The organism is Archangium sp. (assembly GCF_057119385.1).
The window spans coordinates 45130-69503 of the sequence record NZ_DBNGVP010000074.1 but is presented as its reverse complement, the minus strand read 5'-3'; the positions used below and the strand labels follow the sequence as shown (position 1 = coordinate 69503).

Annotated in this window: 20 protein-coding genes and 1 pseudogene; 15 read left to right on the top strand and 6 right to left on the bottom strand. The window is 69.7% G+C overall.

Annotated elements, in window-relative coordinates; translation table 11 throughout:
- Positions 1-7: 7 nt before the first annotated feature.
- From AC16DP_RS17630 to AC16DP_RS17605, 6 genes are all read left to right on the top strand, one after another.
- Positions 8-1819 carry an IucA/IucC family protein gene (locus tag AC16DP_RS17630; RefSeq protein ID WP_329727058.1) on the top strand — a complete coding sequence of 604 codons (1812 nt, stop codon included), beginning with the start codon at positions 8-10 and terminating at the stop codon, positions 1817-1819.
- The gene (locus tag AC16DP_RS17625; RefSeq protein WP_329727057.1) at positions 1810-3030 is read left to right on the top strand and encodes a type III PLP-dependent enzyme; all 1221 of its coding nucleotides are present in this window, start codon (positions 1810-1812) and stop codon (positions 3028-3030) included. The genes AC16DP_RS17630 and AC16DP_RS17625 overlap by 10 nt, the downstream gene beginning before the upstream one ends.
- Complete coding sequence (locus AC16DP_RS17620; RefSeq protein ID WP_329727056.1) at positions 3024-3824, top strand: HpcH/HpaI aldolase family protein; 801 nt, start codon at positions 3024-3026, stop codon at positions 3822-3824. The genes AC16DP_RS17625 and AC16DP_RS17620 overlap by 7 nt, the downstream gene beginning before the upstream one ends.
- Positions 3821-4897 carry a PepSY-associated TM helix domain-containing protein gene (locus AC16DP_RS17615; RefSeq protein WP_329727055.1) on the top strand — a complete coding sequence of 359 codons (1077 nt, stop codon included), beginning with the start codon at positions 3821-3823 and terminating at the stop codon, positions 4895-4897. Before AC16DP_RS17620 ends, AC16DP_RS17615 begins: the two co-directional genes overlap by 4 nt.
- A 478-nt stretch (positions 4898-5375) precedes the next feature.
- Positions 5376-6647: a hypothetical protein gene (locus tag AC16DP_RS17610; RefSeq protein WP_329727054.1), complete on the top strand. Its 1272-nt coding sequence runs from the start codon at positions 5376-5378 to the stop codon at positions 6645-6647.
- 33 nt (positions 6648-6680) lie between these two features.
- Positions 6681-7640 (top strand): HEAT repeat domain-containing protein, encoded by a 960-nt coding sequence (locus AC16DP_RS17605; RefSeq protein WP_329727053.1) that lies wholly within the window; start codon positions 6681-6683, stop codon positions 7638-7640.
- Here the strand turns inward: AC16DP_RS17605 and AC16DP_RS17600 are convergent.
- Positions 7634-9460 carry a hypothetical protein gene (locus AC16DP_RS17600; protein ID WP_329727052.1) on the bottom strand — a complete coding sequence of 609 codons (1827 nt, stop codon included), beginning with the start codon at positions 9458-9460 and terminating at the stop codon, positions 7634-7636. The two genes, AC16DP_RS17605 and AC16DP_RS17600, sit on opposite strands and share 7 nt — an antisense overlap.
- A 121-nt stretch (positions 9461-9581) precedes the next feature.
- Here AC16DP_RS17600 and AC16DP_RS17595 point away from each other — a divergent pair, with 121 nt between their 5' ends.
- Complete coding sequence (locus tag AC16DP_RS17595; protein WP_329727051.1) at positions 9582-10640, top strand: hypothetical protein; 1059 nt, start codon at positions 9582-9584, stop codon at positions 10638-10640.
- On the opposite strand, the gene AC16DP_RS17590 is transcribed toward AC16DP_RS17595, so the two are convergent.
- The 3 genes from AC16DP_RS17590 to AC16DP_RS17580 all read right to left on the bottom strand — a co-directional run bounded on the left by AC16DP_RS17590 (position 10560) and on the right by AC16DP_RS17580 (position 13618).
- The gene (locus tag AC16DP_RS17590; RefSeq protein ID WP_329727050.1) at positions 10560-11477 is read right to left on the bottom strand and encodes a sterol desaturase family protein; all 918 of its coding nucleotides are present in this window, start codon (positions 11475-11477) and stop codon (positions 10560-10562) included. The genes AC16DP_RS17595 and AC16DP_RS17590 overlap by 81 nt on opposite strands.
- A gap of 11 nt (positions 11478-11488) precedes the next feature.
- Complete coding sequence (locus AC16DP_RS17585; protein ID WP_329727049.1) at positions 11489-12136, bottom strand: TetR/AcrR family transcriptional regulator; 648 nt, start codon at positions 12134-12136, stop codon at positions 11489-11491.
- 192 nt (positions 12137-12328) lie between these two features.
- Positions 12329-13618 (bottom strand): GTPase family protein, encoded by a 1290-nt coding sequence (locus AC16DP_RS17580; protein ID WP_329727048.1) that lies wholly within the window; start codon positions 13616-13618, stop codon positions 12329-12331.
- Between the two features lie 146 nt (positions 13619-13764).
- Between AC16DP_RS17580 and AC16DP_RS17575 the strand changes: the two genes are divergently transcribed.
- From AC16DP_RS17575 to AC16DP_RS17550, 6 genes and pseudogenes are all read left to right on the top strand, one after another.
- Positions 13765-14451, top strand: coding sequence for a hypothetical protein (locus AC16DP_RS17575; protein ID WP_329727047.1), 687 nt, complete (start codon positions 13765-13767; stop codon positions 14449-14451).
- A gap of 41 nt (positions 14452-14492) precedes the next feature.
- A complete protein-coding gene (locus AC16DP_RS17570; RefSeq protein ID WP_329727046.1) occupies positions 14493-15083 on the top strand; it encodes a Wall-associated protein precursor in 591 nt (196 codons plus the stop codon).
- 16 nt (positions 15084-15099) lie between these two features.
- Positions 15100-15750 (top strand): double-CXXCG motif protein, encoded by a 651-nt coding sequence (locus tag AC16DP_RS17565; RefSeq protein WP_329727045.1) that lies wholly within the window; start codon positions 15100-15102, stop codon positions 15748-15750.
- A 40-nt stretch (positions 15751-15790) separates the two neighbouring features.
- Positions 15791-16063: a hypothetical protein gene (locus AC16DP_RS17560; RefSeq protein ID WP_329727044.1), complete on the top strand. Its 273-nt coding sequence runs from the start codon at positions 15791-15793 to the stop codon at positions 16061-16063.
- Positions 16062-16157: pseudogene (locus tag AC16DP_RS17555) on the top strand (Wall-associated protein precursor); the annotation flags it as partial. The gene AC16DP_RS17560 and the pseudogene AC16DP_RS17555, both read left to right, overlap by 2 nt.
- Entirely contained in the window at positions 16147-16830 is a 684-nt protein-coding gene (locus tag AC16DP_RS17550; RefSeq protein WP_483956807.1) for a hypothetical protein, read from the top strand. The pseudogene AC16DP_RS17555 and the gene AC16DP_RS17550, both read left to right, overlap by 11 nt.
- Here AC16DP_RS17550 and AC16DP_RS17545 read toward each other — a convergent pair.
- Entirely contained in the window at positions 16763-18187 is a 1425-nt protein-coding gene (locus tag AC16DP_RS17545; RefSeq protein WP_329727042.1) for a wax ester/triacylglycerol synthase family O-acyltransferase, read from the bottom strand. The two genes, AC16DP_RS17550 and AC16DP_RS17545, sit on opposite strands and share 68 nt — an antisense overlap.
- A 192-nt stretch (positions 18188-18379) precedes the next feature.
- Here AC16DP_RS17545 and AC16DP_RS17540 point away from each other — a divergent pair, with 192 nt between their 5' ends.
- Together AC16DP_RS17540 and AC16DP_RS17535 are read left to right on the top strand one after the other, a co-directional pair.
- The gene (locus tag AC16DP_RS17540; RefSeq protein ID WP_329727041.1) at positions 18380-18964 is read left to right on the top strand and encodes a hypothetical protein; all 585 of its coding nucleotides are present in this window, start codon (positions 18380-18382) and stop codon (positions 18962-18964) included.
- 185 nt (positions 18965-19149) lie between these two features.
- A complete protein-coding gene (locus AC16DP_RS17535; RefSeq protein ID WP_329727040.1) occupies positions 19150-21552 on the top strand; it encodes a sensor histidine kinase in 2403 nt (800 codons plus the stop codon).
- Between the two features lie 7 nt (positions 21553-21559).
- Here AC16DP_RS17535 and AC16DP_RS17530 read toward each other — a convergent pair whose 3' ends face one another.
- Entirely contained in the window at positions 21560-24349 is a 2790-nt protein-coding gene (locus AC16DP_RS17530; RefSeq protein ID WP_329727039.1) for a PAS domain-containing sensor histidine kinase, read from the bottom strand.
- Positions 24350-24374: the final 25 nt, after the last annotated feature.

Sequence of the window (24374 nt, the reverse complement as noted above, 5' to 3'; positions counted from 1 at the left end):
AGCGCTCATGTTGAACACGCAGGTGGAGCCGCTCCCGCGCCGCGAGGAGTGGTCGGGCATGGCCGGGCGCCGTGCCCAGGAAGTGCTGCTGTCGTGCTATTGCCGGGAGATCGCCTCGCCGCAGGGGGCGGTGCGCCTGCGTCCGCGCTCGGTGCTCTCGTATGGGCCGCGCGGCGACGCGGGCGGGTACCTGTTGGAGGTGGATCTCCCCCACACGAAGGCCCGCGTCGTCGTCGCCGTGGAGGCGCCCTCGGCCACGGGCAACTACGTGTACTGCTCGCCGGTCTGGTACCAGCTGCACCACCGTGGGTGGGAGGTGGCGGACTGGCGGAGCCTGTCGCAACTGCTGCTGCGCGAGCTGGAGGAGCGTTTCGGCACCGGGCCCCAGCAGGAGCTGGCCCACCAGGTGGCGGACAGCGTGGCGGTGATGACGGCCATCCTCGCGCGGCGCGCCGGCGGCCGTGACAGCGCGGGGCCCTACGTCGAGTCCGAGCAGGGGCTCGTCTTCGGACACTCGTTCCACCCCGCGCCGAAGAGCCGCCTGGGCTTCTCCGCCGAGGACGTGCGGCGCTTCTCCCCCGAGACGCGGACGCGCTACCCGCTCCACTTCTTCGCCGTGCGGCCCGAGTCCGTCATCCAGGCCTCGGTGATGGAGCGCGAGGCCACGGACATCTTCCGCGAGGATCTCGGTTCCGCCGCGGAGGCCCTCGGCGGGGACTTCCTGCCCATTCCCGTCCACCCGTGGCAGGCGGGGCACCTGCTGTCCCATCCGCTGGTGAAGCGGGCGCTCCAGGAGGACCGGCTGCGCTACCTGGGGCCGCTGGGGCCGGAGTTCTTCCCCACCTCCTCGCTGCGGACGATGTACGCGCCGCAGCTGCCCTTCTTCTACAAGTGCTCGCTGCACGTGCGCGTCACCAACTGCCTGCGCAAGAACGCGGTGTACGAGCTGGAGGGCTCGCTCTTCGCCACCCGTGCCCTGCGCGTGCTGGAGAAGGACCTGGCCACCCACTTCCCCTGGCTGCGGATGCTGGAGGAGCCGGCCTTCGCCACGGTGGGGCTCGACGGGGAGGGCGAGGCGGCGCGGAGGGACCTGGAGGAGCGGTTCGCCGTCATCCTCCGCGAGTCCCTGCCGCGCACGGTGGATGACCGGACGCGGGTGGCGCGCGTGGCGGCCTCGCTCTTCGGCACGGACGGGTTCACGCGCGGCCGGCTGATGGCGGTGGTGGCGGAGTCCGCGCCGCACCTGGGCTACGAGCGAGCGGTGGAGGGCTGGTTCCACGGCTACGCGGAGCGGCTGCTGCCGCCGGTGCTCTACGCCTTCTTCCACCACGGCATCGTCCACGAGGCCCACCTGCAGAACACGCTGCTGGTGACGGAGCGGGGCGCGCCCGAGGGGTTGCTGCTGCGGGATCTGGAGGGCCTCAAGGTGGTGCCGGAGCGCTTCGCCGCGCTCGCGCTGGACACGTTGACGCCCGAGGCCCGCCGCGCCATCTCCTACGGGGACGAGCAGGGCTGGAAGCGCATCGCCTACTGCCTCTTCGTCAACAACCTCTCGGAGACGGTGGCGGCGCTCGCCGGGGGCTCCGAGCGGCTCGAGCGCCGGCTGTGGGACCGGGTCCGTCAGGTGCTCACCGGCTACGAGCGGCGCTTCGGGACGGAGGAGTCCGCGCGCCGGATCGGCCCGCTGCTGGCGGGAGCGCCGTTCCCGGGCAAGGCGAACCTCACCGTGCGCTTCCTCAAGAAGGCCGATCGCGAGGCGGGCTACGTGCTGGTGCCCAATCCGCTCGGCCGGGTGCCGGAGGTGCCGTCGTGGAACTGAGGTGGCCGGTGGTGGAGGCGGCGGTGCGGCGCGCGCGGGCGGAGGAGGACGGCCCGCTGTGTGCCTACCTCTATGATCTCCCCGCGCTCGCGGCGCATGCGCGGGCCCTGAAGCGGAGCCTGCCCCCTCCATTCGGGTTCTTCTACGCCGCCAAGGCCAACGCGGAGGCGCCCATCCTCCAGACGCTGGCCGGGGTGGTGGATGGCTTCGAGGCCTCGTCCCAGGGCGAGCTGGAGTGGCTGCGCTCCCAGTTCGCCTCCAAGCCGCTCATCCTGAGCGGGCCAGGGAAGACGGACGCGGAGCTGGCCGCGGCGTGCCGGCTCGGGGTGGAGCTGCTCCACGTGGAGAGCCTGGGCGAGCTGCGGCGGCTGGCGCTCATCGCCACTCAGCTCGGGCGCCGGGTGCCGCTCCTGCTGCGGTTGAACTTCCCGCTCGGGCCGGGGTTCGAGACGTCGCTGGTCATGGGCGGCCGGCCCACCCAGTTCGGAGTGGAATGGGAGCAGCTCCCGGCGGTGATGGACTTCCTGGCGGGCCAGGAGGCGCTCGAGGTGAAGGGCCTGCACTTCCACCTGCTCTCGCACCAGCTGGACGCGGGCAGGCACCTGGGGTTGCTGGAGGACTACCTGCGGCGCTTCACGGAGCTGCGCGCGAGGTACCGGGCGGACTGGAGCCATCTGAACGTCGGGGGCGGCATCGGCATCAACTACCGGGAGCCCGGGTCCCAGTTCGAGCTGGCCCGCTTCTCGGAGGGGCTGCACGGGCTGGCGGGACGCTTCGTGGCGGAGGGCGTGTCCGTGCGCTTCGAGCTCGGCCGGTACGTCACGGCCGCGTGCGGGTACTACGCCGCCGAGGTGCTCGACATCAAACGCTGCTTCGGCGAGACGTTCGTGGTGTGCCGGGGAGGCACGCACCACTTCCGCACGCCGCAGGCGCAGGGGCACAGCCATCCCTTCCGGGTGGTGCCCATCGAGGAGTGGCGCTACCCCTTCGCCCGGCCCCGGGTGGAGGGCGAGCGCATCAACGTGGTGGGACAGCTGTGCACCCCGAAGGACGTGCTCGCCAAGGACGCGCCGGTGGAGCGGGTGCGCGTGGGGGACGTGCTGCTCTTCTCCCACGCCGGAGCGTACGCCTGGAACATCTCGCACCGGCACTTCCTCATGCACCCACCGCCCCGGGAGCTCTTCCTGCGCGAGGGAGGGGAGGCATGCTGACGGAGAACCGCCTCAAGGCGGCCATCGCCCAGGGGCGGCTCGCCCTGGGGTTGATCGGCTCGGTGCCCTCTCCGCTGCTCGTGGAGATGCTGGGGTACGCCGGGTATGACTTCGTCATCCTGGACCAGGAGCACGTGGGGGTGAACCCCGAGACGCTGGAGAACATGCTCCGCGCCGCCGAGTGCAGCGGGCTGACGGCGCTGGTCCGGGTGCCCTCCGCGGCGCCGGACGGCATCCTGCGCGCGCTCGACGCGGGAGCGCAGGGCGTGGTGGTTCCCCGGGTGAGGAGCCGGGAGGAGGCGGAGGCCGCCGTCCGCGCGGCCCGCTACCATCCCGGCGGGAGCCGGGGTATCAGCGGTGGGCGCACGACGGGCTTCGGCAGGATTCCCCTCGCCGAGTACCTGGAGCGGGCGAACCGCGAGGTGATGGTGGTGGCGATGATCGAGGACCGCGAGGCCGTGGAGGCCATCGACTCCATCGTCTCGGTGCCGGGGTTGGATCTCATCCTGGAGGGCGCCATCGATCTCTCCCAGTCCTACGGGGTGCCGGCGCGGTTCGATCACCCGGAGGTGCAGCAGGCCATCCGGCGCATCGCCGAGGCGTGCCGCCGCCACCGTGTGCCGTTCTGCGCGATTCCCCGCCTGCCCGGCCAGGCCGAGGCGTGGAGCCGCGAGGGCGCCGCGGCGCTGCTGCTCGGAGATGACCGGGGCGTGGCGTTCCGGGCGCTCAAGGCGCACGTGGCCACCGTGAGGGAGGAGCTCTCCGGCAAGCAGGGCGGTGCGGCCACGTCATGAGGTTGCGCCGCTTCCTCTTCCAGGTGCACCTGTACGCGGGCCTCCTGGTGGGGGCCCTGCTGGCGGTGACGGGCCTCACGGGCTCGGCGCTCGTCTTTGGCGAGGAGCTGGACCGGCAACTCCAGCCCGAGGTGTGGGGCGTGGTGCCCGGAGGCGAGCGGGTGCCCGTCTCGCGGGTGCTGGAGTCCGTGGCGGCGAGCCAGGCTGGAGCCTCGCCGCTGTACCTTCGCATGCCGCAGCGGCCGGACGCTCCGGTGGTGGCGTGGATGGACGCTCACGGCTCCCGCAGGGTGTACGTGGATCCGTACTCGGGCGCGGTGCTGGGCGTGCGGTCCACGGGAGACAGCCTGGTGGCCACGCTGCGGGAGTTGCACGTGTCGCTGCTGTCGGGCGGAGCCGGGGAGGCCGTGGTGGGCGCCAGCGGTTGCGTGCTCATCGTGCTGGGCCTCAGCGGGCTGGTGCTGTGGTGGCCCGGCCGCCGCAAGCTGGCCCTGGGCTTCACGTTGCGCCGGCCCCTGCTGTGGCGCCGGGCGAACTACGATCTGCACAAGCTCGGCGGCATCTTCTCGCTCGTCTTCCTGCTGCTCTCCGCGCTCACGGGGGTGTCCCTCGTCTTTCCCGCGCCCTTCGAGCAGACGCTGCGGTGGGCCACCCGCGCCCCCGCGCGGAGCGCGCCGCCCGTGCCCGGTCCCGCCACGGGCGCGCCACTCCCCATCGACGTGCTGCTGGCCGCGGCCGAGCGGGCCCTCCCGGGGGCTCGTATCACCCGCGTGGATCTGCCCGCCTCGCCCACGGCTCCCCTGCGGGTGCGCGAGCGCCTCCCGGAGGAGCCGCATCCCCTGGGAATGAGCCTCGTCTACGTGGATCGCCACACGGGCGCGGTGTTGCGCGCGGACAACGCCCTGGAGGCCCCGCTGGCCTCGAGGCTGCTCGCGCTGCGCTACCCGCTGCACATCGGCGCGTGGGGAGGCCTGGCCACGCGGTGCCTCGCGGTGCTCACGGGACTCTTCCCGGCGGGCCTCTTCCTCACCGGCTTCTTCCTCTGGCTCAGCGGGCGCAACCCGCGGCGCTGAGAGGAAGACAACCCCCCGAGTGGCCCTGGTCACCGGGGCCGCGCAGGGCATGGGTGTGGCCGTCGCACGGGAGGAGGGACTGTCCGCGTGGGCCGAGGTGCTGCGTGAGCGATGGCACGAGCAGCCTGGCGCTCGGCCTGGGCCTGGCGAGCATTGGAGGCACGCTGGCGGAGCTGCAGTGGGGCAACGTTCAGCGGCGTACAGGCCCTGACGACGGACAGCCCCTATCGTCGGCGAAGCCCGCGCAGCAGGCGAAGGCGGCTCCTTGGGGCGCTACCATGCGCCCATGGCGCCATCCACGAGGAGCAGCATGAACCGGGAGCGACTCCTGCTCCCTCTGGTCGCGAGCCTCGTCTTCGCGGCCTCATGTGTTACCTCGCGGCCTCTTCCCTCGGAGCTGGGGCCGCGGGTACAGGTGCCGGACGCGTCTCAAAGGACGGAGCCCGCAGGAGGACCCTCGTGGCCGGAGTCTCCACCCGTGCGCATCCGCACGCTGCCCGAGGGCCAACTGCGGCTGACGTTTCCGCCTCCCGTTCTCCACCCTGACCTGGCGCGACTGGGAGTGGAGGAGGTGCGCCCGCTTCTCTCGGCCTTCGATTCTCTCCGCCCACGGAGTCCTCTTCCGCTTCGTCTGCTGGAGATGCCAGGGGCGGTCCACTCGAACCGGAGTTCCGCCGCATCGTGGGAGTCGAGGCTGCGCGAGGACTTCTTCTCCCTCTACGGTCCGCCGCTCCTCCCTGTGCCGGAGTCACTGGAAACGAGCCGGTTGCTGCTCGCCCTCCAACTCTCCACGCGCTACATGGATGACGGCATCCGCGAGGCCGCCCGGGAGCTGTTCACCGCTCCTGCCTTCCTCGTGAGTGTCTCGCTCGCCATCACGGTGTACTTCGCCGCCTGGCTGGCGCCCGAGCCTTTCTTCTCCAAGGGACTGGCCGCGGCGCTCACGGTACGTCTGGCCCTGCTGGTGGGACTGGTGGAACTGGGCCGGGTGGCCCATGCGTGCCTCCGTCTGTACCAGGAGGCCGAGGCCGCCACCTCGCCCCAGGAACTGGAGGCTGCGTCCGAGCGTTTCGGTAGGGCTCTGGGCGGCGCGGGCCTCCGGGTGCTGGTCGTCGTTGCCAGCATGGGGATGCCCCAGGTGCTGCCCAAGGTTCCAGAGGGCGGCCTCTGGACCCTGCTGAGCCCCCTTCGTCATGCACCTGCGGGCGGGCAGGCGTTGGAGTCGATTGCCACGGCTCACGTGGTGGCGGATGGCTCCTTGATCGCCACCGGGGTGGCCGCGGGAACTTCCGCCACGTCTCTTTGTGGCGAGCTCGCCACCTGCATGATGACGGATGGGGAAGGTAGCGCCTCGGGGGGCGGCCCGAAACTCTCCACACGATATGGCAAGCCTCACACACGAAAGAACCCAGCGCACAACGAGGCCATTGAGGAGGAACTGGCCAGGCGCGAGGCGGCTGGACATACCGGTCTGAAGAAGAACGAGGCACAGGTCAATGCCCAGAACCTGCGCGTCAACAACCCGAACAGACAGGCCAAGCCCCGCTTTCGTAAGCCAGACGTATCATCCCTACGCCCTGACGGCATCCGGCACAATACCAACTATGTCTCGAATCAAAAGGACTTGCGGCGTGAGCTGGAGGCGTTCAATGCCATGGTCCAGGCCGACCCGAAGGCGATTCACGAGCTGTATCTGCTCGATGGCACCCTGGTGCGGCGGCACGTGCCTACAGGTGTCAGCTTCCCATGACGAGGTGTTTGAGAGATGGCTCGTGTAACGGACATGGAGCAGTTGAAGGACGAGTTGGTGGATGCTCACTCCTGGGGAGAAGAGGAGAGGGCTCGCGCTCTGGTGTCGAGGCTTGGCGAGCACCCCCGGAAGGCGAGGGCATTGCTGGAAGCCATGCTGCAAGACCCGGATGCCCAGGTCAGACAGGCTGCTGCCTTTGGCCTGGGCGAACTCGGGGGCGCCTCCAGTGTCAAGCTTTTGGAGCAGCAGCTTGCCTTGGAAGAGGCGCGGGGAGATTTCGATGGGGCGTCTGTCGCGGAAGACATCACCCTGGCCCTGGGACGTATCGAGGAACATGGCGCACGGACCAGTCTGACTCGAAGATTGGAGCGGCTCGTCGAGCATGAGTCAGACACCTCGGAGGTGAACACGGTGGCATACGCTCTCTGGCGGAGGCGCCATCCGGATTTGCTTCCCATCGTCCAGCGGAGCTTGGAGCAGCTTGCGTTGCCATTACCGAATTGCTTGCATGGCTTGCTCATGCTCCTGGAGAAATCTCCCGAGGAGTTGTCCATCTGGGCCAATGATGCCTCGGTGTCCGTGGATCACAAGACGGGGGTTCTCGCGCTGCTCGAGGAAGAACTGCCGGACACACTGGTCTCCACCTTGCGTTCGTTCATTGCAGTCGCCGATGCCCTGCCCGAGACCACCCTGGGCCAGCATGAGTCGGCCGTGTATTACTGTGATCGCCTGTTCTCCGTCCTGTTGGAGCACATGGATCGGATCCTGCCCAAGCTTCCCACTGGGGTCCGCTCCGAACTGCGTGACGTGGCGCGGAAGGTGATCGTGGCCACTTCACCCAGCAGTTCTCTCAGAGCCGCGAGCCTGCTCCAGTTCATCGGCCAGCCCGGGGATGCGGCGTTCCTCGAGGCCCACCGTCCGGCGGAGCCGATCCTGGCCGAGGTCTTCGATAGAGCCGCGAAGGGGCTGCGTGGCCTCCAGAAGAATCAGTAGAGGTTCACCGCGTCGAAGGGGCGGTTGAGCTTGCTGCGTGCGCGGGGTAGGGCCTTGCGCACGGCCTCGGCGTCACCGCGCGAGAGCGCCTGCGCCAGGGGCTCCGTCTCCGCCGGTGTCGTGGTGCTCGCCTGGGCGCAGCGCAGTGCCTCCGTCCAGTCCCCGCTGCCCTCGGCCAGCGCCTGTCCCGCCAGGCTCTGCGCCACCCGCAGCGGATCCCCGATGACCCGCGCCTGCTCCGCCGCCCTCGCGAACCACTGCGCCGCCGTGGCCGCCTCCGTGTCCAGCAGGTGCAGCCCCAGGTCCCCGGCGATCACCTGCTGATGCAACGGGTCTCCCAACTCCCCGGCGCACGTGAAGGCCTCGGTGTAGCTGGCCACGGCCGCCTCTCGCTCCCCGTTGGCCATCTGCAGCGCCGCCAGCCGGTAGCGGTGGTGCTTGGCGAAGTTCGCGCCCCAGTTCGCGCTGATCTTCTCGAACCGCCTCCAGATGGCGATCGACTCCGCGAAGTTCCTCGCCGTCTCCTGCAGGTAGCTGGCGTTGGAGATGAGGTTGATCTTCAGGTGCGTGGCGCTCGCGTCGTGCAGGTCTCCCACGCAGCGCATGGCCAGCTTCTCCTGCTCCTGCGCCTGGGGCAGCTTCTTCTCCAGGAAGTACGTGAGCGCGTACACGTTGCGCAGCCACGCCTCGTGCAGCTTGCGCAGCGGCGTGTCCAGCCCCGCCATCAGCGCGAGCCCCGCCTCCACCTCGGCCCGGGCATCCGGCAGCTGCGCCAGCCGCTTGGTGCGCGTGAGGGCCCGGAACATCCGCATGTGCGCCAGCCGCTCCGGCGGCGCCTCGCACTCCAGCGCCCGGCCGAAGGCCTCCAGCGCCTCGTCGTGCTGGCCGGTGAAGACGTGCACCACGCCGATGCCGCGCTCGAAGAGCACGCGCAGCTCCTCCGCGTCCCCCAGGCTGCTCTTGTCGATCTCGATGGCCGGCGTGGAGAAGCCCGTGTCCAGTGCGTCCCAGCCCTCGGCCACGCGCGAGGGCGAGAGCCCCGTCCCCGCCGCGTCGAGCAGCGCCAGGCCGCGCTCGGCGGCCAGCATCGCGCCCTCGTAGTTCGTGGTGAAGAAGCAGCTGCGGAGGGCGAGCACGGCCGCGGCGATGCGGTGCTCCAGCGGCGCGTCGTCGTCCACCACGGCGCTCAGGTAGCGGCCCTCCAGGTCCACCGCCGGCTCGAGTGCCCGGCCCGACACGGGGCCCACTCCGCCCCCCGGCGGCGTGGTGCGCATGCGCTCGCACAGCGAGCCGAGGAAGTCCCTCCGCCGCTGCTCGAAGGAGGCGGCGGAGTGCGGCCGGCGCGTGTTCCACCCGGTGAGCAGGATGCGGCCCTCCAGCTGCTCCAACCGGCCCCACTCGGCCGCCCTCATCACCGCGCGCAGGCTCACCAGATCGCACTCGCCCGCGCCGTGGATGACCAGCGGCCTTCCGCTCACCCGCAGCGTCTCCACGATGGCGCGCGCCGCCAGGTTGAGCACCCAGAACATCTGCTCGGACTCGCGGTGGAGCCGGCGCTCGGACGGGGTGAGCGCCAGGTCGGTCAAATCCGGCGCGCCCTGGATGGAGCCGGGGAAGAGCCGGTTCCACTCGGCCGGACGCTGGCGGGCCAGGGGACGCACGGCCTCGGGCGCCGCGTCCTCACAGGCCCGGAGGATCTTCCTCAGCCCGCCGAACGCCACGGGCAGCGCCACTCCGGCGTCCACTTCGATGGCCCTGCCTGGCACCACGCCAGGCGAGCCACCCTCCACCAACACCGCGATCGCGCTTCGCTGACTCACAGCCACCTCGGGGGGGTAGGGACCGTGCAGGGGCAACAGCCCTTTGCAGCCCTATTGTCCCAATTTTCTTGGATTACGGCAATCGGTCAAACCCCCCCGGGGTGATACAGTGTGCGCGTCCATGAGCACTTCGGCTCCGGGAGAGTCCCCGGTCCTGTCCTTCCGGCACATGTTGTCGGACGCCGTCGCGTCGTTCCTCCATCAGACGGGGTTGAGCCCCACGGACGTGGGAGACCCCCTCAGCGAGCTGATCGTCACGCTCTCGCGCTACCGCGAGGAGGGCGAGCCGCTCTTTCCCGTGGCGTTCCTCGGGGACGACCTGGACGGGATGCTGCGGGTGCTGAACGGCCGGGAGCCGGTGGCCATCGGCAAGGGGCCTCGCACGCGGGAGACGATCCAACGCGCGCTCAAGCAGTGCGCGCCGCTGGGCCAGGGGCGGTGGTGGTCGCTCTACCTGCTGCTGGTACCGGAGGGCTTCGCCTACGGGGTGTTCCGCACGGATCCCTTCCCCCTGGTGGAGACGCCGCTGGAGCGCATGCGCCGCGCGGGAGAGCGCTCCCTGCGCATGGTGGGCGTGCTGCAACTGGCGGAGAACATCATCGAGCTGAGGGCCATGGGCGGCCTCTACCGGCACGTCTTCCTGTCGGGTGCGCGGGTGGAGGCGACGCTGCCCACGGTGGCGATGGATCAGCTGGCGCTGGGGCTGACGGCGGACGTGCCCGAGCCGGCGCGCGGCTACACGCGGGACTTCTACCGGCGCGTCCTCTTCGAGGCGATGCAGGCCTCGCACGGCACGCTGGTGGCGGTGTTGCCCAGGAAGAGCGAGGGCTCGCCGTTGTTCGTGGACGGGGTGCTGCTGGACGAGCCCATCGACATGGTGGCGCGGGTGATGCGCTACCACGAGACGCAGGAGGTGGAGGCGGCCTCCGCGGTGAGCTCGGCGGCGCAGCTGCTGCGCGGGATGATGGCCACGGATGGCATCACCGTGCTGCGCTCGGACGGCTTCATCCTCGGCTACAACGTCTTCATCCGGCACCCCGAGTCGCTCAGCCGCCAGCCCGCGCGCGTGGGCGGCGCGCGGCGGCGCACCTACGAGGTGCTATGCGCCTGGGTGGGACGGGAGTTGACCACCGCCTTCTTCCGCTCGCAGGACGGCGCCATCGCCTGCTGCCGGGACTGAGCCCACCGGCGGCTTCCAGCCCGGCCCGCGGAACACCAGTCCCAGCCGCACCCGCGGCGGGTTGGGGCGCAGTACGTCGCGCAGGATGGCGGCGTACTCGTGGAAGGCGATGCGCAGCGGGTTGTACGTGTGGATGTTCTTGGTGAGGCCGTACACGGGGCGCTCGTCCTCGGCCTGGAAGGTGCCGAAGAGCCGATCCCAGATGATGAGGATGCCCGCGTAGTTGCGATCCAGGTAGCGCGGGTTGGCGCCGTGGTGCACGCGGTGGTGCGAGGGCGTGTTGAGCACCCACTCCAGTGGCCCCATGCGGCCGATGGCCTCGGTGTGGATCCAGAACTGGTAGAGCAGGCTGAGGGCATGGGCCAGCAGCACCATGGCCGGGTGGAAGCCGAGCAGCGGCAGCGGCGCCCAGAAGAGCAGGCCCGACATGGGCGTCCACGTCTGCCGCAGGGCCGTGGAGAGGTTGTAGTGCTCGCTGGAGTGGTGCACCACGTGCGAGGCCCAGAAGAGCCGGGACTCGTGATGGACGCGGTGGAACCAGTAGTAGCAGAGGTCCTCGGCGAAGAAGAGCAGCACCCAGGCGAGCACCCCCTCCCCCATCCTCAGCGGCGAGAGCTCGTAGAGCACGGAGTAGAAGGCGTACTCCACGCCCTTCCACCCCATGTAGATGAGGGAGTAGACGGTGCCCATGGTGAGGCTGGCCGCCGCGTCCTTGACGGTGTAGCCCACGTAGCCCTCCTGGCGGTGCCGGGCGAGCCAGAGGAGCTCCACGGCCATGAGGAGGATGAACGCCGGGGTGGCGAGCTGGGTGGGATCCAGGGAATGGAGATCGGCCATGGTGCGGCTCCCTAGGGTGGGGGTGGAGAGGAGAACGCGCTGCGGGCGAGCTGGACGAGCAGGGCGAGCATCCGCCGGTGATCCGGATTGGCGGGGAGGGCGACTCCGCCGACGGCGGCGCCCTGCACGGCGTTGAGGATGAGCTCGATGATGGCGTCGAAGCCGGGGTGGGTGGCGGCGACGCCGGGGAAGAGCTCGCGGGCGACGCGGTGGAGGTGGCGCCGGTGGGGCGGATCCACGGTGCTCAGCGCGGAGGCGAGCTCGGAGTCGGTGCGGGCGGCGACGTACAGCTCGATGGCGGCGAGGAGCTCGGGGCGCTGGTAGATGGACCAGAGGCGCTGGATTGCCTGGGCGACGCGGTCTCCGGGAGAGGAGGGGGCGGCGTCGAGGGTGGAGCGGTACTCGTCGATGATGCGCGGGAAGAGGTGCTCGACGGCGGCGCCGAGCAGGGCGGCCTTGGTGGGGAAGTGCTTGAAGAGGGCCCCGTGGGAGATGCCGGCGCGCTGGGCCACGGCGAGCGTGGTGGTGCGGGCGTAGCCCAGCTCCACGAGACACTCGACGGTGGCCTCGAGCAGCTTGAGGCGGGTGGTGTCCCGCCGCTCCTGCTGGGTACGCCGGACGCGGGGCGCCGCCTCCAGACCCGGGGACGAATCAGACATACCGGCAGTGTAGCGCCCGGGGATTCAAAAAGAAAGTGAGTGCTCACTCTCTAAGTTGGTCAGAGGAGAAAAGCCCCCGTGCTTCCAGGGAGGAGAGCGAGCCCCCCACCCCTCGCCCTCCGGGAGAGGGACGGGGTGAGGGTGTCGAGCGCCCAGGGTTCCCCCCCCGTGCCCCCGAATCCGGGCCCTTGCTCAGCCCTCGGTCAGAGCGCGCTCGGGGTGGGCCTCGGCGGAGGAGCGGGTGGAGTGGAAGAGGCGCTGGGCCTCCTCGGCGGACACGCCGCGGAGGAAGTAGGCGCGGGCGGCGGTGCCCAGGGCGAGCGTGCCCGCGAAGGCGACGGCGCCGGAGACGGCGTTGCCAGCGCCGGGGAAGACGAACTTGACGAGGGCGCGAGCGGTCTCGCGCAGGGCGAGGGCGGCACCGACATTGACGCCGAGGGCGGGGAGGAACTCGGCGGCTGTCTTGAGGTCGAGCTGCCGGCCGGAGATCCACGCGATGCCGGCGATGAGGCTCACCTGGGCGGAGGTGATGGGGATGATGTCGGCGACGGGGATGGGCACCACGGCGATGCCCATGCAGAGCGAGGCCATGGCGCGGGTGAGGGTGGTGGCGAGCTCCTCCTGGAGGGAGCGCACGCGCGTCACGCGGGCGAGGACGAGCCGGCCCTGCTCGGGCAGCTCGCGAAAGAGCACCTGGGCGAGCTCACCCAGCCTCCATCGCTCATCCGAGCGGATCGTCCCATCCGGGCGCCAGGACAGGTAGGTGGAGACACCGAGGACGTTGACGAGCTCGCCGCGCAGCTCGGGGCGGGAGCGGATCTTGTCGCGCAGCTGGCGCTCGGCGGCCTCGACGTGGCGGAGCTTCTCCTGGAGCTCGGCGGGGTCCTGCGACTCGGAGAGGTGGAGGTCGGTGCGCTTGGGCTCGAGCAGATCGCAGTGGGTGACGACGCCGAGGAGGGGAGGGCGCAGGCCGTGGGCCTGCTCGACGGCGGAGGCGATTCGCGTGAGGACCTCGAGGTCGGCGTCGATGGCGGAGTCGACCTCGGAGGCCTTGATGAGGAAGAGGAGGGCGTCGGGGGCCTTGCGGCGGACCTCGGCGAGGATGGAGTCGAGGGGGGTGTCGGCGGCGTCATGCTCCTCGGGGCGGGAGCCCTCCTGGAGGCCGCGGGTGTCGAGGATGGAGAGGGTGCCGAGCTCGCCCTGGACATCGAACCAGCGGCCCTGGCCGGTCTGGGCCTTGACGTGACCGACCTCGGCGACGCGGGCGCCGAAGAAGGCGTTGATGAGGGAGGACTTGCCGGCGCCGCGGCGGCCCACGAGGACGAGGTTGGGCGAGCGCTGTTCGAGCAGCAGGGCGCGCAGGTGGGCGATCTTCTGGCGGATGTCGCGGGCGAGCGGATCCGGGACGCGGTCGAGCATCTCCTCGAGGCGGCGGATCGTCTCGGAGATTTCGAGGAACGTGGGTTCGGTGGGGTGGGCCATGGGTGCTCCTCGGAGATGGCCATGACATACGGAGGAGGGGAGTCTCCTGCAATGGACCCCTCCTCGCTTTTGGCGAAGTCCTGATAGAGGAAGCGGCGGCTCCCACGCTCCCCCATCATGCGCACCCGGAAACGAACGATTTCGTCATGACCGTTGATGTTGCCAACCCCCAGCGTTTCTTCGTGCTGACAGAGGGGGCAGTCGGCTCCCGTTACGAGACCTGGGTCGACACCGTCGAGCCCGACAATCTCGCGGATGCGCCTCACTGCCCACGGTGTGGTGACGTCATCGGGATGCTGATCTGGCTTCCTCCCTACAGGGTCGAGTTGGAGCTGTACGGGCAGGAGCTCGGCGATTACATGCGCGGCCCTGGATACGAGCGGCTCATCTCCGAGCGGTTCGCGGACGCCTTCCGGGCGGAGGGGCTCACCGGGCTGGAGGGCTTCCACCCCGTGGAGGTCCTCCGGGTGCGTCGCAGGGGGAAGAAGGCGCTCAAACCCCTGACCGTACCCCGCTACTACGTCGTCTGGCCGTGCTTCGGACGAGGAGCAGTGGACGTGGTGCTCAACCGGGTGCGCGTCTCCAAGCCCCCCACCTGCACCGAGTGCCGCTCGACGGGCATTGATGCCATCCATGGCTTCGTCCTGGAGCCGGGGACGTGGAGTGGAGAGGACATCTTCCGCCCTCGAGGTATGCAGGGCGACATCGTCGTCTCCGAGCGCTTCAAGTCCTTCGTCGAGCGGCACGGGCTGACGAACATGGTGCTCACACCCACCGAGCAGTTCGTGTGGGATCCCGGCAAGCGAGGACCCGCCCCCCTGCCCACGACGTGAGCCTCCACGAAGTGCCTGATTCCGTCTGAAGGAGAAGCCTCATGCTTTCGAGTCTGCTGATGGTGTTGCTGACGCAGGTCATGTTCTGCACGCCCGGAGAGATGTCGGTGGTGTGCCATTGCAAGCAGGGCATGGTGAGTGCGTGCGTGACACTCGTCACGGAGGACGCGGTAAGGGCCGCGCAGGTATTGGTCGAGGTTCAGGACGAGCTGGAGGCGCTGGAGCAGGCCTCGCCGATGTCGGGGAAGGGGGACGAGAAGAAGAAGCAGAAGAAGCGGGAGCTTCAGGCTGCGGCGGAGTCCTTGTCCCAGTCGCTGGGGTCCTCGGAGCCGCCCCAATGCAAGGGCCAGGAGCATCACCTCATCTCCCGGCCCATTGCGAAGGCGCTCGATCGGCATTCCGTGCTCAAGGGTCTCTACAAACCTCGGGACCCGCGCTTCAAGACGCGGGCCAAGGACGAGGAGTCGCACTGCGGCTATCAGCAGTGGCACCGCGATGTGGACGAGGAGGTCGTCAACTGGCTCAACAGGAACTCCAAGGCCACGTCCCAGGAGTTCATGGACAAGTTGCGCGAAATCTACAGCCGCCCTGAGATGCTAGCGAGGTTCCCTGATGGTCTCCGAATCCTCTGAGTCCCCACGTTTCTTCGTGCTGACAGAGGGGGCTCTCTGGTCCCGCTATGATGCCGATGTCGACAAGGCCGAGCCCGTCAACCTCGGGGATGCACCTCGCTGCCCAAAGTGCGGCACCTTCATCGGGCTGTTGAAGTGGCTTCCACCCTACCGGGTCGAGTTGGAACTGCATGGGGAGGAGCTCGGGGACTTCATCAAGTGCTCGGCGTATGACCTGCTCATCTCGGAGCGATTCGCCGAGGCCTTCCGGGCGGAGGGGCTCACCGGGCTGGAGGGCTTCCACCCCGTGGAGGTCCTCCGGGTGCGCCGCAAGGGGAAGAGGGCGCTCAAGCCCATCACCGTGCCCCGTTACTACGTCGTCTCGTCCCGTTTCGGCCGGGCGGCGGTGGACCTGGTGCTCAACCGCGTGCGCACGCTCAGGACTCCCACCTGCCCGGAGTGCCGCTCCGGGGGGATCAACGCCATCAACGGCTTTGTCCTGGAGCCAGGGACGTGGAGTGGAGAGGACATCTTCCGCCCTCGCGGCATGCCGGGTGAAAACGTCGTCTCCGAGCGCTTCAAGTCCTTCGTCGAGCGGCACGGGCTGACGAACATGGTGCTCACTCCCACCGAGCAGTTCGTGTGGGATCCCGGCAAGCGCGGCCCGGCCCCCCTGCCCACGGCGTGAGCCTCCACGAAGTGCCTGATTCCGTCTGAAGGAGAAGCCGGTGCTCTCGAGTCTGCTGTTGATGGTGATGACGCAGGTCATGTTCTGCACGCCCGGAGAGATGTCGGTGGTGTGCCACTGCAAGCAGGGCATGGTGAGTGCGTGCGTGTCACTCGTCATGGAGGACGCGGTGAGGGCCGCGCAGGTATTGGTCGAGGTTCAGGACGAGCTGGAGGCGCTGGAGCAGGCCTCGCCGATGTCGGGGAAGGGGGACGAGAAGAAGAAGCAGAAGAAGCGGGAGCTCCAGGCGGCGGCGGAGTCCCTGTCCCAGTAGGAACTCCAATGCCACGCCCGAGGAGTTCCTGGACATGCTGCGTGAGATCTACAGCCGCCCTGAGATGAGAGCGAGGTTCCCCGGTGGTTTCTGAAGCCTCTAGTTCCCTGCGATTCTTCGTCCTGGGGGAAGCAGTGGGCTCCCCGTACGACACCCTGTATGACACGGTCGAGCCCTATAACCTCTCGGAAGATCCCCATTGTCCACGGTGCGGCGAGGGGCTCGGTGCTCTGACGTGGCTCCCTCCTTACCGGGTCGAGCTGGAACTGCATGGGGAGCAACCGGGTGACTATGCCCGAGGCCCTGGATACGAGCGGCTCATCTCCGAGCGGTTCGCGGACGCCTTCCGGGCGGAGGGGCTCACCGGGCTGGAGGGCTTTCACCCCGTGGAGATCCTCCGGGTGCGTCGCAGGGGGAAGCGGGCGCTCAAGCCCATCAACGTGCCCCGCTACCATGTCGTCTCGCCCTGTTTTGGCAGGGGCGCGGTGGACCTGGTGCTCAACCGTGTACGGGTCTCCAAGCCCCCCACCTGTACCGAGTGCCGCTCGACGGGCATCAATGCCATCCATGGCTTCGTTCTGGAGCCGGGGACGTGGGGCGGGGAGGACATCTTCCGCCCCCGTGGCATGCAGGGCGACATCGTCGTCTCCGAGCGCTTCAAGTCCTTCGTCGAGCGGCACGGGCTGACGAACATGGTGCTCACTCCCACCGAGCAGTTCGTGTGGGATCCCGGCAAGCGAGGACCCGCCCCCCTGCCGAACGCGTGAGCCGGGCCCAGCTCCTCTCCATTCCCTCCATCAGCACATCCAGGTCCGGGAACCGTTCCGCGTCCGCGCACACGGAGAGGTTCAACCCGCCCGCGTAGGACAGGATCGCGAACGACAGGCCAATGGTCCCCGCGATGTTGTTCGCGACCGTCACCTCGAGAATCCGCGCGCCGAGCAGATACAGGGGCACCGGCGGCCCCACCACGTCGCTCTCGAAGATGTTCATCGTGTGCTGCCAGCGGGCCAGCAGGCGCATCAACCCGGACATCGACACCCACGAGATGAACTGTCCGGCGCCCGTCGCCAGCTCCCTCTTCTTCATCGCCCGGGTCGACGCGGTGATCGCCTCCAGGCACGCCCCGGGCTCGGGCACGTCCAGCGGCAGGGGCACGAGGATGATGGCCACCTGATTGCCAATGTCTCCGGCCTCCGGCGTGGGCCTCAGCGACACCGCCACCGAGGCCATGAGGGCCACGCCCTCGACCGGCTCGCCGCGATGAAGCAGCAACGCCCTCGCGCCGCCCGCGATCAACGCGAGCATGACATCGTTGATCTTGGCGCCCCGGGCGTGGGCGACCTCCTTCGCCTCGGCCAGCTCCATCCGCAGCACGGCCAGGCGGCGGCTGACTCCAACGGGCGCGTTGAGCGACGTCCTCGGCGCTCTCCCGCTCTCCCGCACGGTCCGCGCCAGCGTCCGCCCGGTGGCCCGTGCGGAGCGGGCGAGCGCGGCCGGATGGGCCAGCCGCTTCACGGCTCGCACCAGGCCCGCCCACCTCGTGGCGAAGTGGTCCACGAACAGCTGCCAGCGGCCCGGTGGAGGCTCGGGTGTCCAGGGCTCCTCCTCCGGGTCGGCGGCGTCCGGCTCCAGGTCGAACAGCGCGCCGAAGATGCGCAGCGCGGCCTGCCCGTCACCGATGGCGTGGTGCAGCTTCACCAACGCGGCGATCCGCCCGGACTCCAGCCCCGTCAGCAGCCACAGCTCCCACAGGGGCCGGGTGCGATCCAGGGGCTTGCTCAGCAGCTTCCCGACGAGGCGAAGGAGCTGCTCTTCTCCACCCGGCGCCGGAATCTCCGCGGGGAGGATGTGCCGCTCCACGGCGAAGGCGGCATCGTCCACCCACAACGGCGGGCCCTGGAGCGGCCCTGGCCGGTACAGCACCTGGCGCAGCGAGGGCACCCGCCGCACCCGGCGTCCCAGGCGGCCCCGGACCTCCTCCAGCCGCAGGTGCCCGGCGGCATCCAGGAGAGGTGAGCCCTCCAGCACCAGCAGCGCCCCGACGTGCGACGTCCTTCGTGCATCATCGAACACCAGGTGCAGCCGGTCCGCGGGACTCAACCGGTGATACCGGGCGCTCATGGTTCCACCTCCGCGAACGGGCTCCGCCCGCCTGGATTCAATCTAATCGCGGCCCGAGGCACCCGGCGGGAGCGCGGCGCCAGCAGCACCAGCCGGCCCGGCGGGCGCTCGCCTTCGCTGGACCGGGGGAGTCACAACGGGCCGCCACGGATTCCGTACATGGGAGCTGTCTTTTCCCGAAGGAGCAGGACCATGTTGGACTCGCGGATTGATCAACGCTTGAAGCGGACGTGGGACTTCTTCCTGGCCAATGCGGAGGGATTGCTGCTCGGGACCCTGGTGGTGCTCGTGGGCTCGCTGCTCGTCATTCCCGCCCCCTGGCTCGCGCTCAACCTGCTGCAGGAGACGCTCGAGTGTTCCCGCAGCGGCCGTCGCGTCCGTTGGCAGGCCGCCTATGACAGACAGGGCAACTTCCTGAAGAGCTGGGGACTCGCCCTGGCCATGGGGATTCCCATCACCATCGGCTACGCGCTGCTCATCGTGCCGGGGGTGCTCCTGTCGCTCTACTGGTTCCACGCGCCGATGCTCGCCGCCGACGGCCGCGGGGTGGGCGACGCGCTCTCCGAGAGCGGCCGCATCTTCCGCGCCCGCAACGACTGGGCGAGCTACCTCCTCAACTGGCTCGTCCTGGCGGTGCTCGGGACGGTGAGCGGCGTGCTCGCCATCCTCGTCGTCCTCACCGTGCCGCTCACGCTCGTCTACCTCGCCCTCTGCTACACGGACGAGACCGGACCCGTGACGCTCACCCCCCTGCCGAAGCGAGAGGTCGTGGTGTGAGTCCCGCCGCGCGAGGGCCCAGGGTTTGCCCAGGCCCTTTGCTTGGTGCTCCTCCCATCTGGACGCGCTCACTTCATCTGAGTGGAAACACTTACAGACAAATCCCCGGTAGGCGTTAACGTCCAAGGATTGTAGAGGGTGGAGCCCGCGTTCTACCCTCTGTCATCTGTCCGGGGGGGCACGACATGCGCACGGAAGAGGAATTCGCGTTGCTGGACGAGGTCCGCGCGCTCGCCGTGGTGTTGGATGAGCACGGCACGGTGTGCTGGTGGAACGCGGCCTGCGGGGTGTTCACCGGCAGCCGGCTCGAGCAGGTGCGGGGCATGCCCCTGTGGCTCACTCCCCTGGCGGCCGACTACTCCGCGCCCCTCCACGAGGCCTTCACCACGGCCCGCGCGGGAGAGCCCACCCGGGTGGAGGCCACCGCCCGCATGCAGAATGGCGAGCGGTGTTGGATTGCCTGGTCCTGCGGACCCCTGGCGCCGCTCGGCGGGCCGGGCCCGCGCATGGTGTGGACGGGCTGCGACATCACCGGGCACAAGCGCCGCGAGGATGGACTGCTCCTGGCCACCCAGGCCCTCCAGCGCAGCGACGAGCGCTTCCGCGCCATCTTCAACCACACCTTCCAGTTCATCGGCCTGCTGTCACCCGACGGCACGCTGCTCGAGGCCAACGCCAGCGCCCTGGACTTCGGCGGCCTGGAGCGCTCGGACGTGGTGGGGCGCCCCTTCTGGGAGGCGCGCTGGTGGACGCTGACGCCCCGCACGCAGGAGCGGCTGCGCCAGGCCATCGCCGAGGCCAGTCAGGGCCGCTTCGTGCGCTATGAGGCCGAGGTGCTCGGGGACGGCGGCCAGGTGGCCACCATCGACTTCTCGCTCAACCCCGTCTTCGAGAATGGCCAGGTGACGTACCTCGTCCCGGAGGGGCGCGACATCACGGAGCGCCTGCGCATGGAGGAGGCCCTGCGCCGCTCCGAGGCGCGCTTCTCGGGCATCTTCTCCCTCGCCTCGGACGCCACCCTCGCCGTGGACGAGCACCAGCACATCCGCCTCTTCAACGACGGGGCGGAGCGCACCTTCGGTTACTCGCGCTCGGAGGTGGTGGGGGCTCCGCTGGACATGTTGCTGCCCGAGCACCACCGGCAGGCGCACCGCCAGCACGTGGAGCGCTTCGGCGAGGCGCCCGCGCACACCCGGCACATGGGCGCGGGGAGCGAGGTGTTCGGCCGGCGCAAGAATGGAGAGGAGTTCCCCGCCGAGGCCTCCATCGCCCGGCTCGGTGACGGCAAGGAGCGCCTCTACATCGTCTCGCTGCGGGACGTGACGGAGCGCCACCGCATCGAGCGCGAGCAACGCTTCCTCTCCGCCGCCGGCGCGCTGCTGGCCGAGTCCATCGACTACGAGGCCACGCTCCGGCAGGTGGCTCGCCTGACGGTGCCGGACCTGGCGGACGCGTGCGTGGTGTACCTGCGCACGCCGGAGGGCCGGGTGGGGATCGCCGCCGTCGAGCACGTGGATCCCCACATGAGCGGGTTCGTCCGGGAGATCCGGCAGCGCTACCCCGTGCGGCTCGACGCCCCGTCGGGTGTGGGGCACGTCATCCGCACCGGGCGGAGCGAGCTGGTGCGCGAGCTCTCCCCGGAGCAGGTGCGCGCGCTCGCCTACGACGAGGAGCACCACCGCATGCTCCTGCGCCTGGGCATGCGCTCGTACCTGTGCGTTCCCCTGTGCGCGCGGGGGGAGGTGCTGGGCGCCATCCTGATGATCATGGTGGAGCAGTCCCAGCGGCGGCAGGGGCCGGAGAGCCTGGCGCTCGCGCAGGAGCTGGCGCGGCGCGCGGCGCTGGCCATCGACAACGCCCGTCTGTACCGCACGGCCCAGGAGGCCACGCGCGCGCGCGACGAGATGCTGGGCGTGGTGGCGCACGATTTGCGCAACCCGCTGCACGCCATCTTGATTCAGGCTCACAGCCTCGGGCGCAAGCTGAAGGCCGCGACGCTCCCCGAGCCGGTGCAGTCGGTGGTGTCGAACATCGAGACGTCGGTGCGGCGCATGGATCGGCTGGTGGAGGATCTGCTCACCGTGACGCGGATGGACGCGGGGAGGCTGTGGGTGCGTCCCACGCGGGAGAGCCCCGAGACGCTGGTGAACGAGGCGCTCGGCGGGGCCCGGCCGCTGGCGGAGCGGCACGTGCTGCGCCAGGCGGTGGCGGCGGAGCTGCCCCAGGTGCTGGCGGACAGGGACCGGGTGCTCCAGGTCTTCTCCAACCTGCTGGGCAATGCCCTCAAGTTCACGCCGCACGAAGGCACCGTGGAGCTGGGGGCGGCGCTCGAGGGGACCCACGTGTGTTTCTGGGTGCGGGACTCCGGCCCTGGCATGTCCCCCGAGCAGCAGCGGCACGTGTTCGATCGCTTCTGGCAGGCGGATGTGCGGGATCAGCGGGGCGCGGGCCTCGGGCTGACCATCTGCAAGGGCCTGGTGGAGGCCCACGGGGGACGCATCTGGGTGGAGAGCACCCCGGGGCAGGGCACCACCTTCCGCTTCACGCTCCCGGTGGCCGCGGCGGCTCCGGAAGTGATGAGCGCCTGAGCCCGCGTCAGGGGTAGCGGCTCAAGGTGCCGGCGGCGTGTGCCGCCGGTACCGTGAAGAAGAACGTCGTTCCATCGCCCACCTGGCTCTCGGCCCAGATGTGTCCCCCATGGGACTCGACGATGCCCTTGGAGATGGCGAGCCCGAGCCCCGCGCCACGCTTGTCCGTCCGGCTGGCCTGCCAGAACCGGTCGAAGAGGTGGGGCAGGTGCTCGGCCGCGATGCCGGGACCGCTGTCGGTGACCCGGAACAAGACCTCACCTTCCCGGGCTTCGGCGCCCACCCGGATGTGTCCTCCCCGCGGGGTGAACTTGAGCGCGTTGCCAATGAGGTTCTCCAGCACCTGGGCGAGCCGGTCCCGATCGCCCCACAGCTCCGGTGGCTCGCCCCGCACGTCGAGCTGGAGGTCCAGGGCTTGCTCCGAGGCGATGGCCACCTGGGTCTCGAGCACCTCGGTCAGGAGCTTCTGGGTGGAGACCCGCGCATGTTGGAGGGAGAGCGTCCCGGCCTCCATTCGCGCCACCTCGAGCAGATCCTGGATGAGCCGGTTCATCCGGAGCGCGTTGCGCTGGATGGCCTCGAGCGCGCGTGGCTCCCGGTGCTCGGCGGGCTGGCCCCGGCGGCGCAGCAATTGGAGGTGCAGGAGGATTCCATTCAGGGGGTTGCGCAGATCGTGGGCGACGATGCCCAGGATCTCGTCGCGTGAGTGCACCGCGCGGCGAAGTGCCTCCTCCGTTTCGTTCAAGTCCGTGACGTCCGCATCCACCGCGAGGGCTCCCGACGGTCTGCCCTGCGCGTCCTGGAGCGGCAGCGCGGACTTCAAGAGGACCTTCCGGCTGCCATCGGGACACTCGATGCGCAGCAGCTCTCCGAGGCAGGTCTCCCCCTTCGTCAGCGCGCGGGTGAGGGGCCAATCCTCCAGGCCCAGGGGCTCGCCGGTATCGGCGTGCCAGCCCTTGTATTCGCGCATGCCGGCGGTGCGCGCGCCGGCCGCACCCCAGATGCGCGAGGCGGCGGGGTTGGTGCGGATGATGCGTCCGGTGGTGTCCGCGACCCGGATCCCCACCGGGATGAGCTCGAAGATGACGCTCAAGAGCTGTTCGCGCGTCCGGAGGGCCTCCTGCGCCTTCATCCGCTCGCTCACGTCCTGGAGCACGCCAATGGCGCCGATGATTCGCCCCTCGGAATTGCGGATGGGGGCCGCGCTCCCGAGGATGGGGAAGCGCGTGCCGTCGGGGCGCTCGACGATGAACTCCGCGCCAATGACGGTCTCCCCGGTTCGAAGCACGCGGGCGGAGACGAGCTGCTCGCGCGGCACGGGGGTGCCGTCGGGATAGAGGACGAGGTTGGCGTATTGGGCGGTGCCCCGCTCGGGCGAGAGCTTGATGCCGAAGAGCTCGTCGGCCCGGGGATTGGAGACGACGTGCCCCTCCGGTCCGATCAGGATCATGCCGAGTGGCACGGTCTCGAGCACCGTGCGAAGCCAGCGCCGCTCCTCGTCGAGCTGTGAATGGAGCCGCTCCCGCTCCTTTTCCCGCGCCTTGCGCGCGGAGATGTCGCGAATGAACATGCTCGTCCACTCCGCGCCGCGCTCGTCGCGGAAGATGGAGGAGGAGAGCTCCACCGGGAAGCACGAGCCATCCTTGCGCTTCATCGTGAGCTCACCGCGGAATCGCCCGCTGCGGCGCCGCTCCTCGAGCGCGGCCTGGAGCCGTGGGTCGGATGAATCGACCACGGCCTGCCGGCTCAGCCTCCTCAGCTCCTCCTCGGAGTAGCCGAACATCGCGGTGGAGGCCTGGTTCGCCATGAAGACGCGCCCATCCGGCGCCGTCAGGAGCACTCCATCCATGCTGTGGTCGAAGATGGCCCTGTAGCGCAGCTCGCTCTCGCGCAGGGCTTCGCGCATCCGCCTGCGCTCGGTCTCGTCATGGAAGGCGACCGAGAGCGCATGGGGCGTGGGATACACGTGGACCTGGAACCACTTGCCGAGAACCGCGGAGAAGGCCTCGAACTCGAGCGTCTTCTGCTCCTGCATGGCCCGGCGGTACTCGCGGCCGAAGGGCGAGCTCCACGCCGCGGGGAACTCTTCCCAGAGCACCTTGCCGAGCAACTGCTCGCGGCCACGCCCGAAGTGCTCCTCCGCGCGCCGGTTGACGTAGGTGAAGCGCCACTGGTCATCCACGGCGAAGAACGCGTCGGAGATGCTCTCGAGGACGCCGGTGATGCGCTCCTCGGAGACCTCGGCCCGGGCCCGTTGGCGCGCGAGCTCCTCATTGGCCTCGCGCAGCTGGCGATTGGCCTCCTGCAGTTGCTGCGCGCGCCGGTAGATCTCCATCTCCATCACCGCGGTCCGCTCGAGTCCCCGCTGCTGGGCGCGGACGAGCTCCGTCACGTCCTCGACGCGGTGGAGGATGCAGGTGACCTGGCCGTGCTCGTCCAGCACCGGCGTGTTCAGCGGGCTCCAGTACCGCTCCTCGAAGCCGCCTTCCCGCCGGGGAATGTCGTACTTCTGGATCGCCATGGCATCCGGTGCACGGCCGTGGAGCACGCGCTCGAGCGAGCTCCGGAGGTTGCTCACACCGGTGGCCGAGGGATCGGCGGGGTTGTCGGGAAAGACCTCGAACAGGGCGCGGCCGAGGATGTCCTGGCGGCGTGTCAGGGTCGCGCGGAGGTAGGCCTCGCTCACCGCGGTGATGGTGAAGCGCGGGGGATCGGGCGCGAGGACGAGGAAGGGCACGGGGGCCGCCTCGAACACGGCTCGGAAGTCAGGGGCACGGCCGCCACCAGGTTCGGACATCGTACGGACCTCCGCTGCCTCGGAC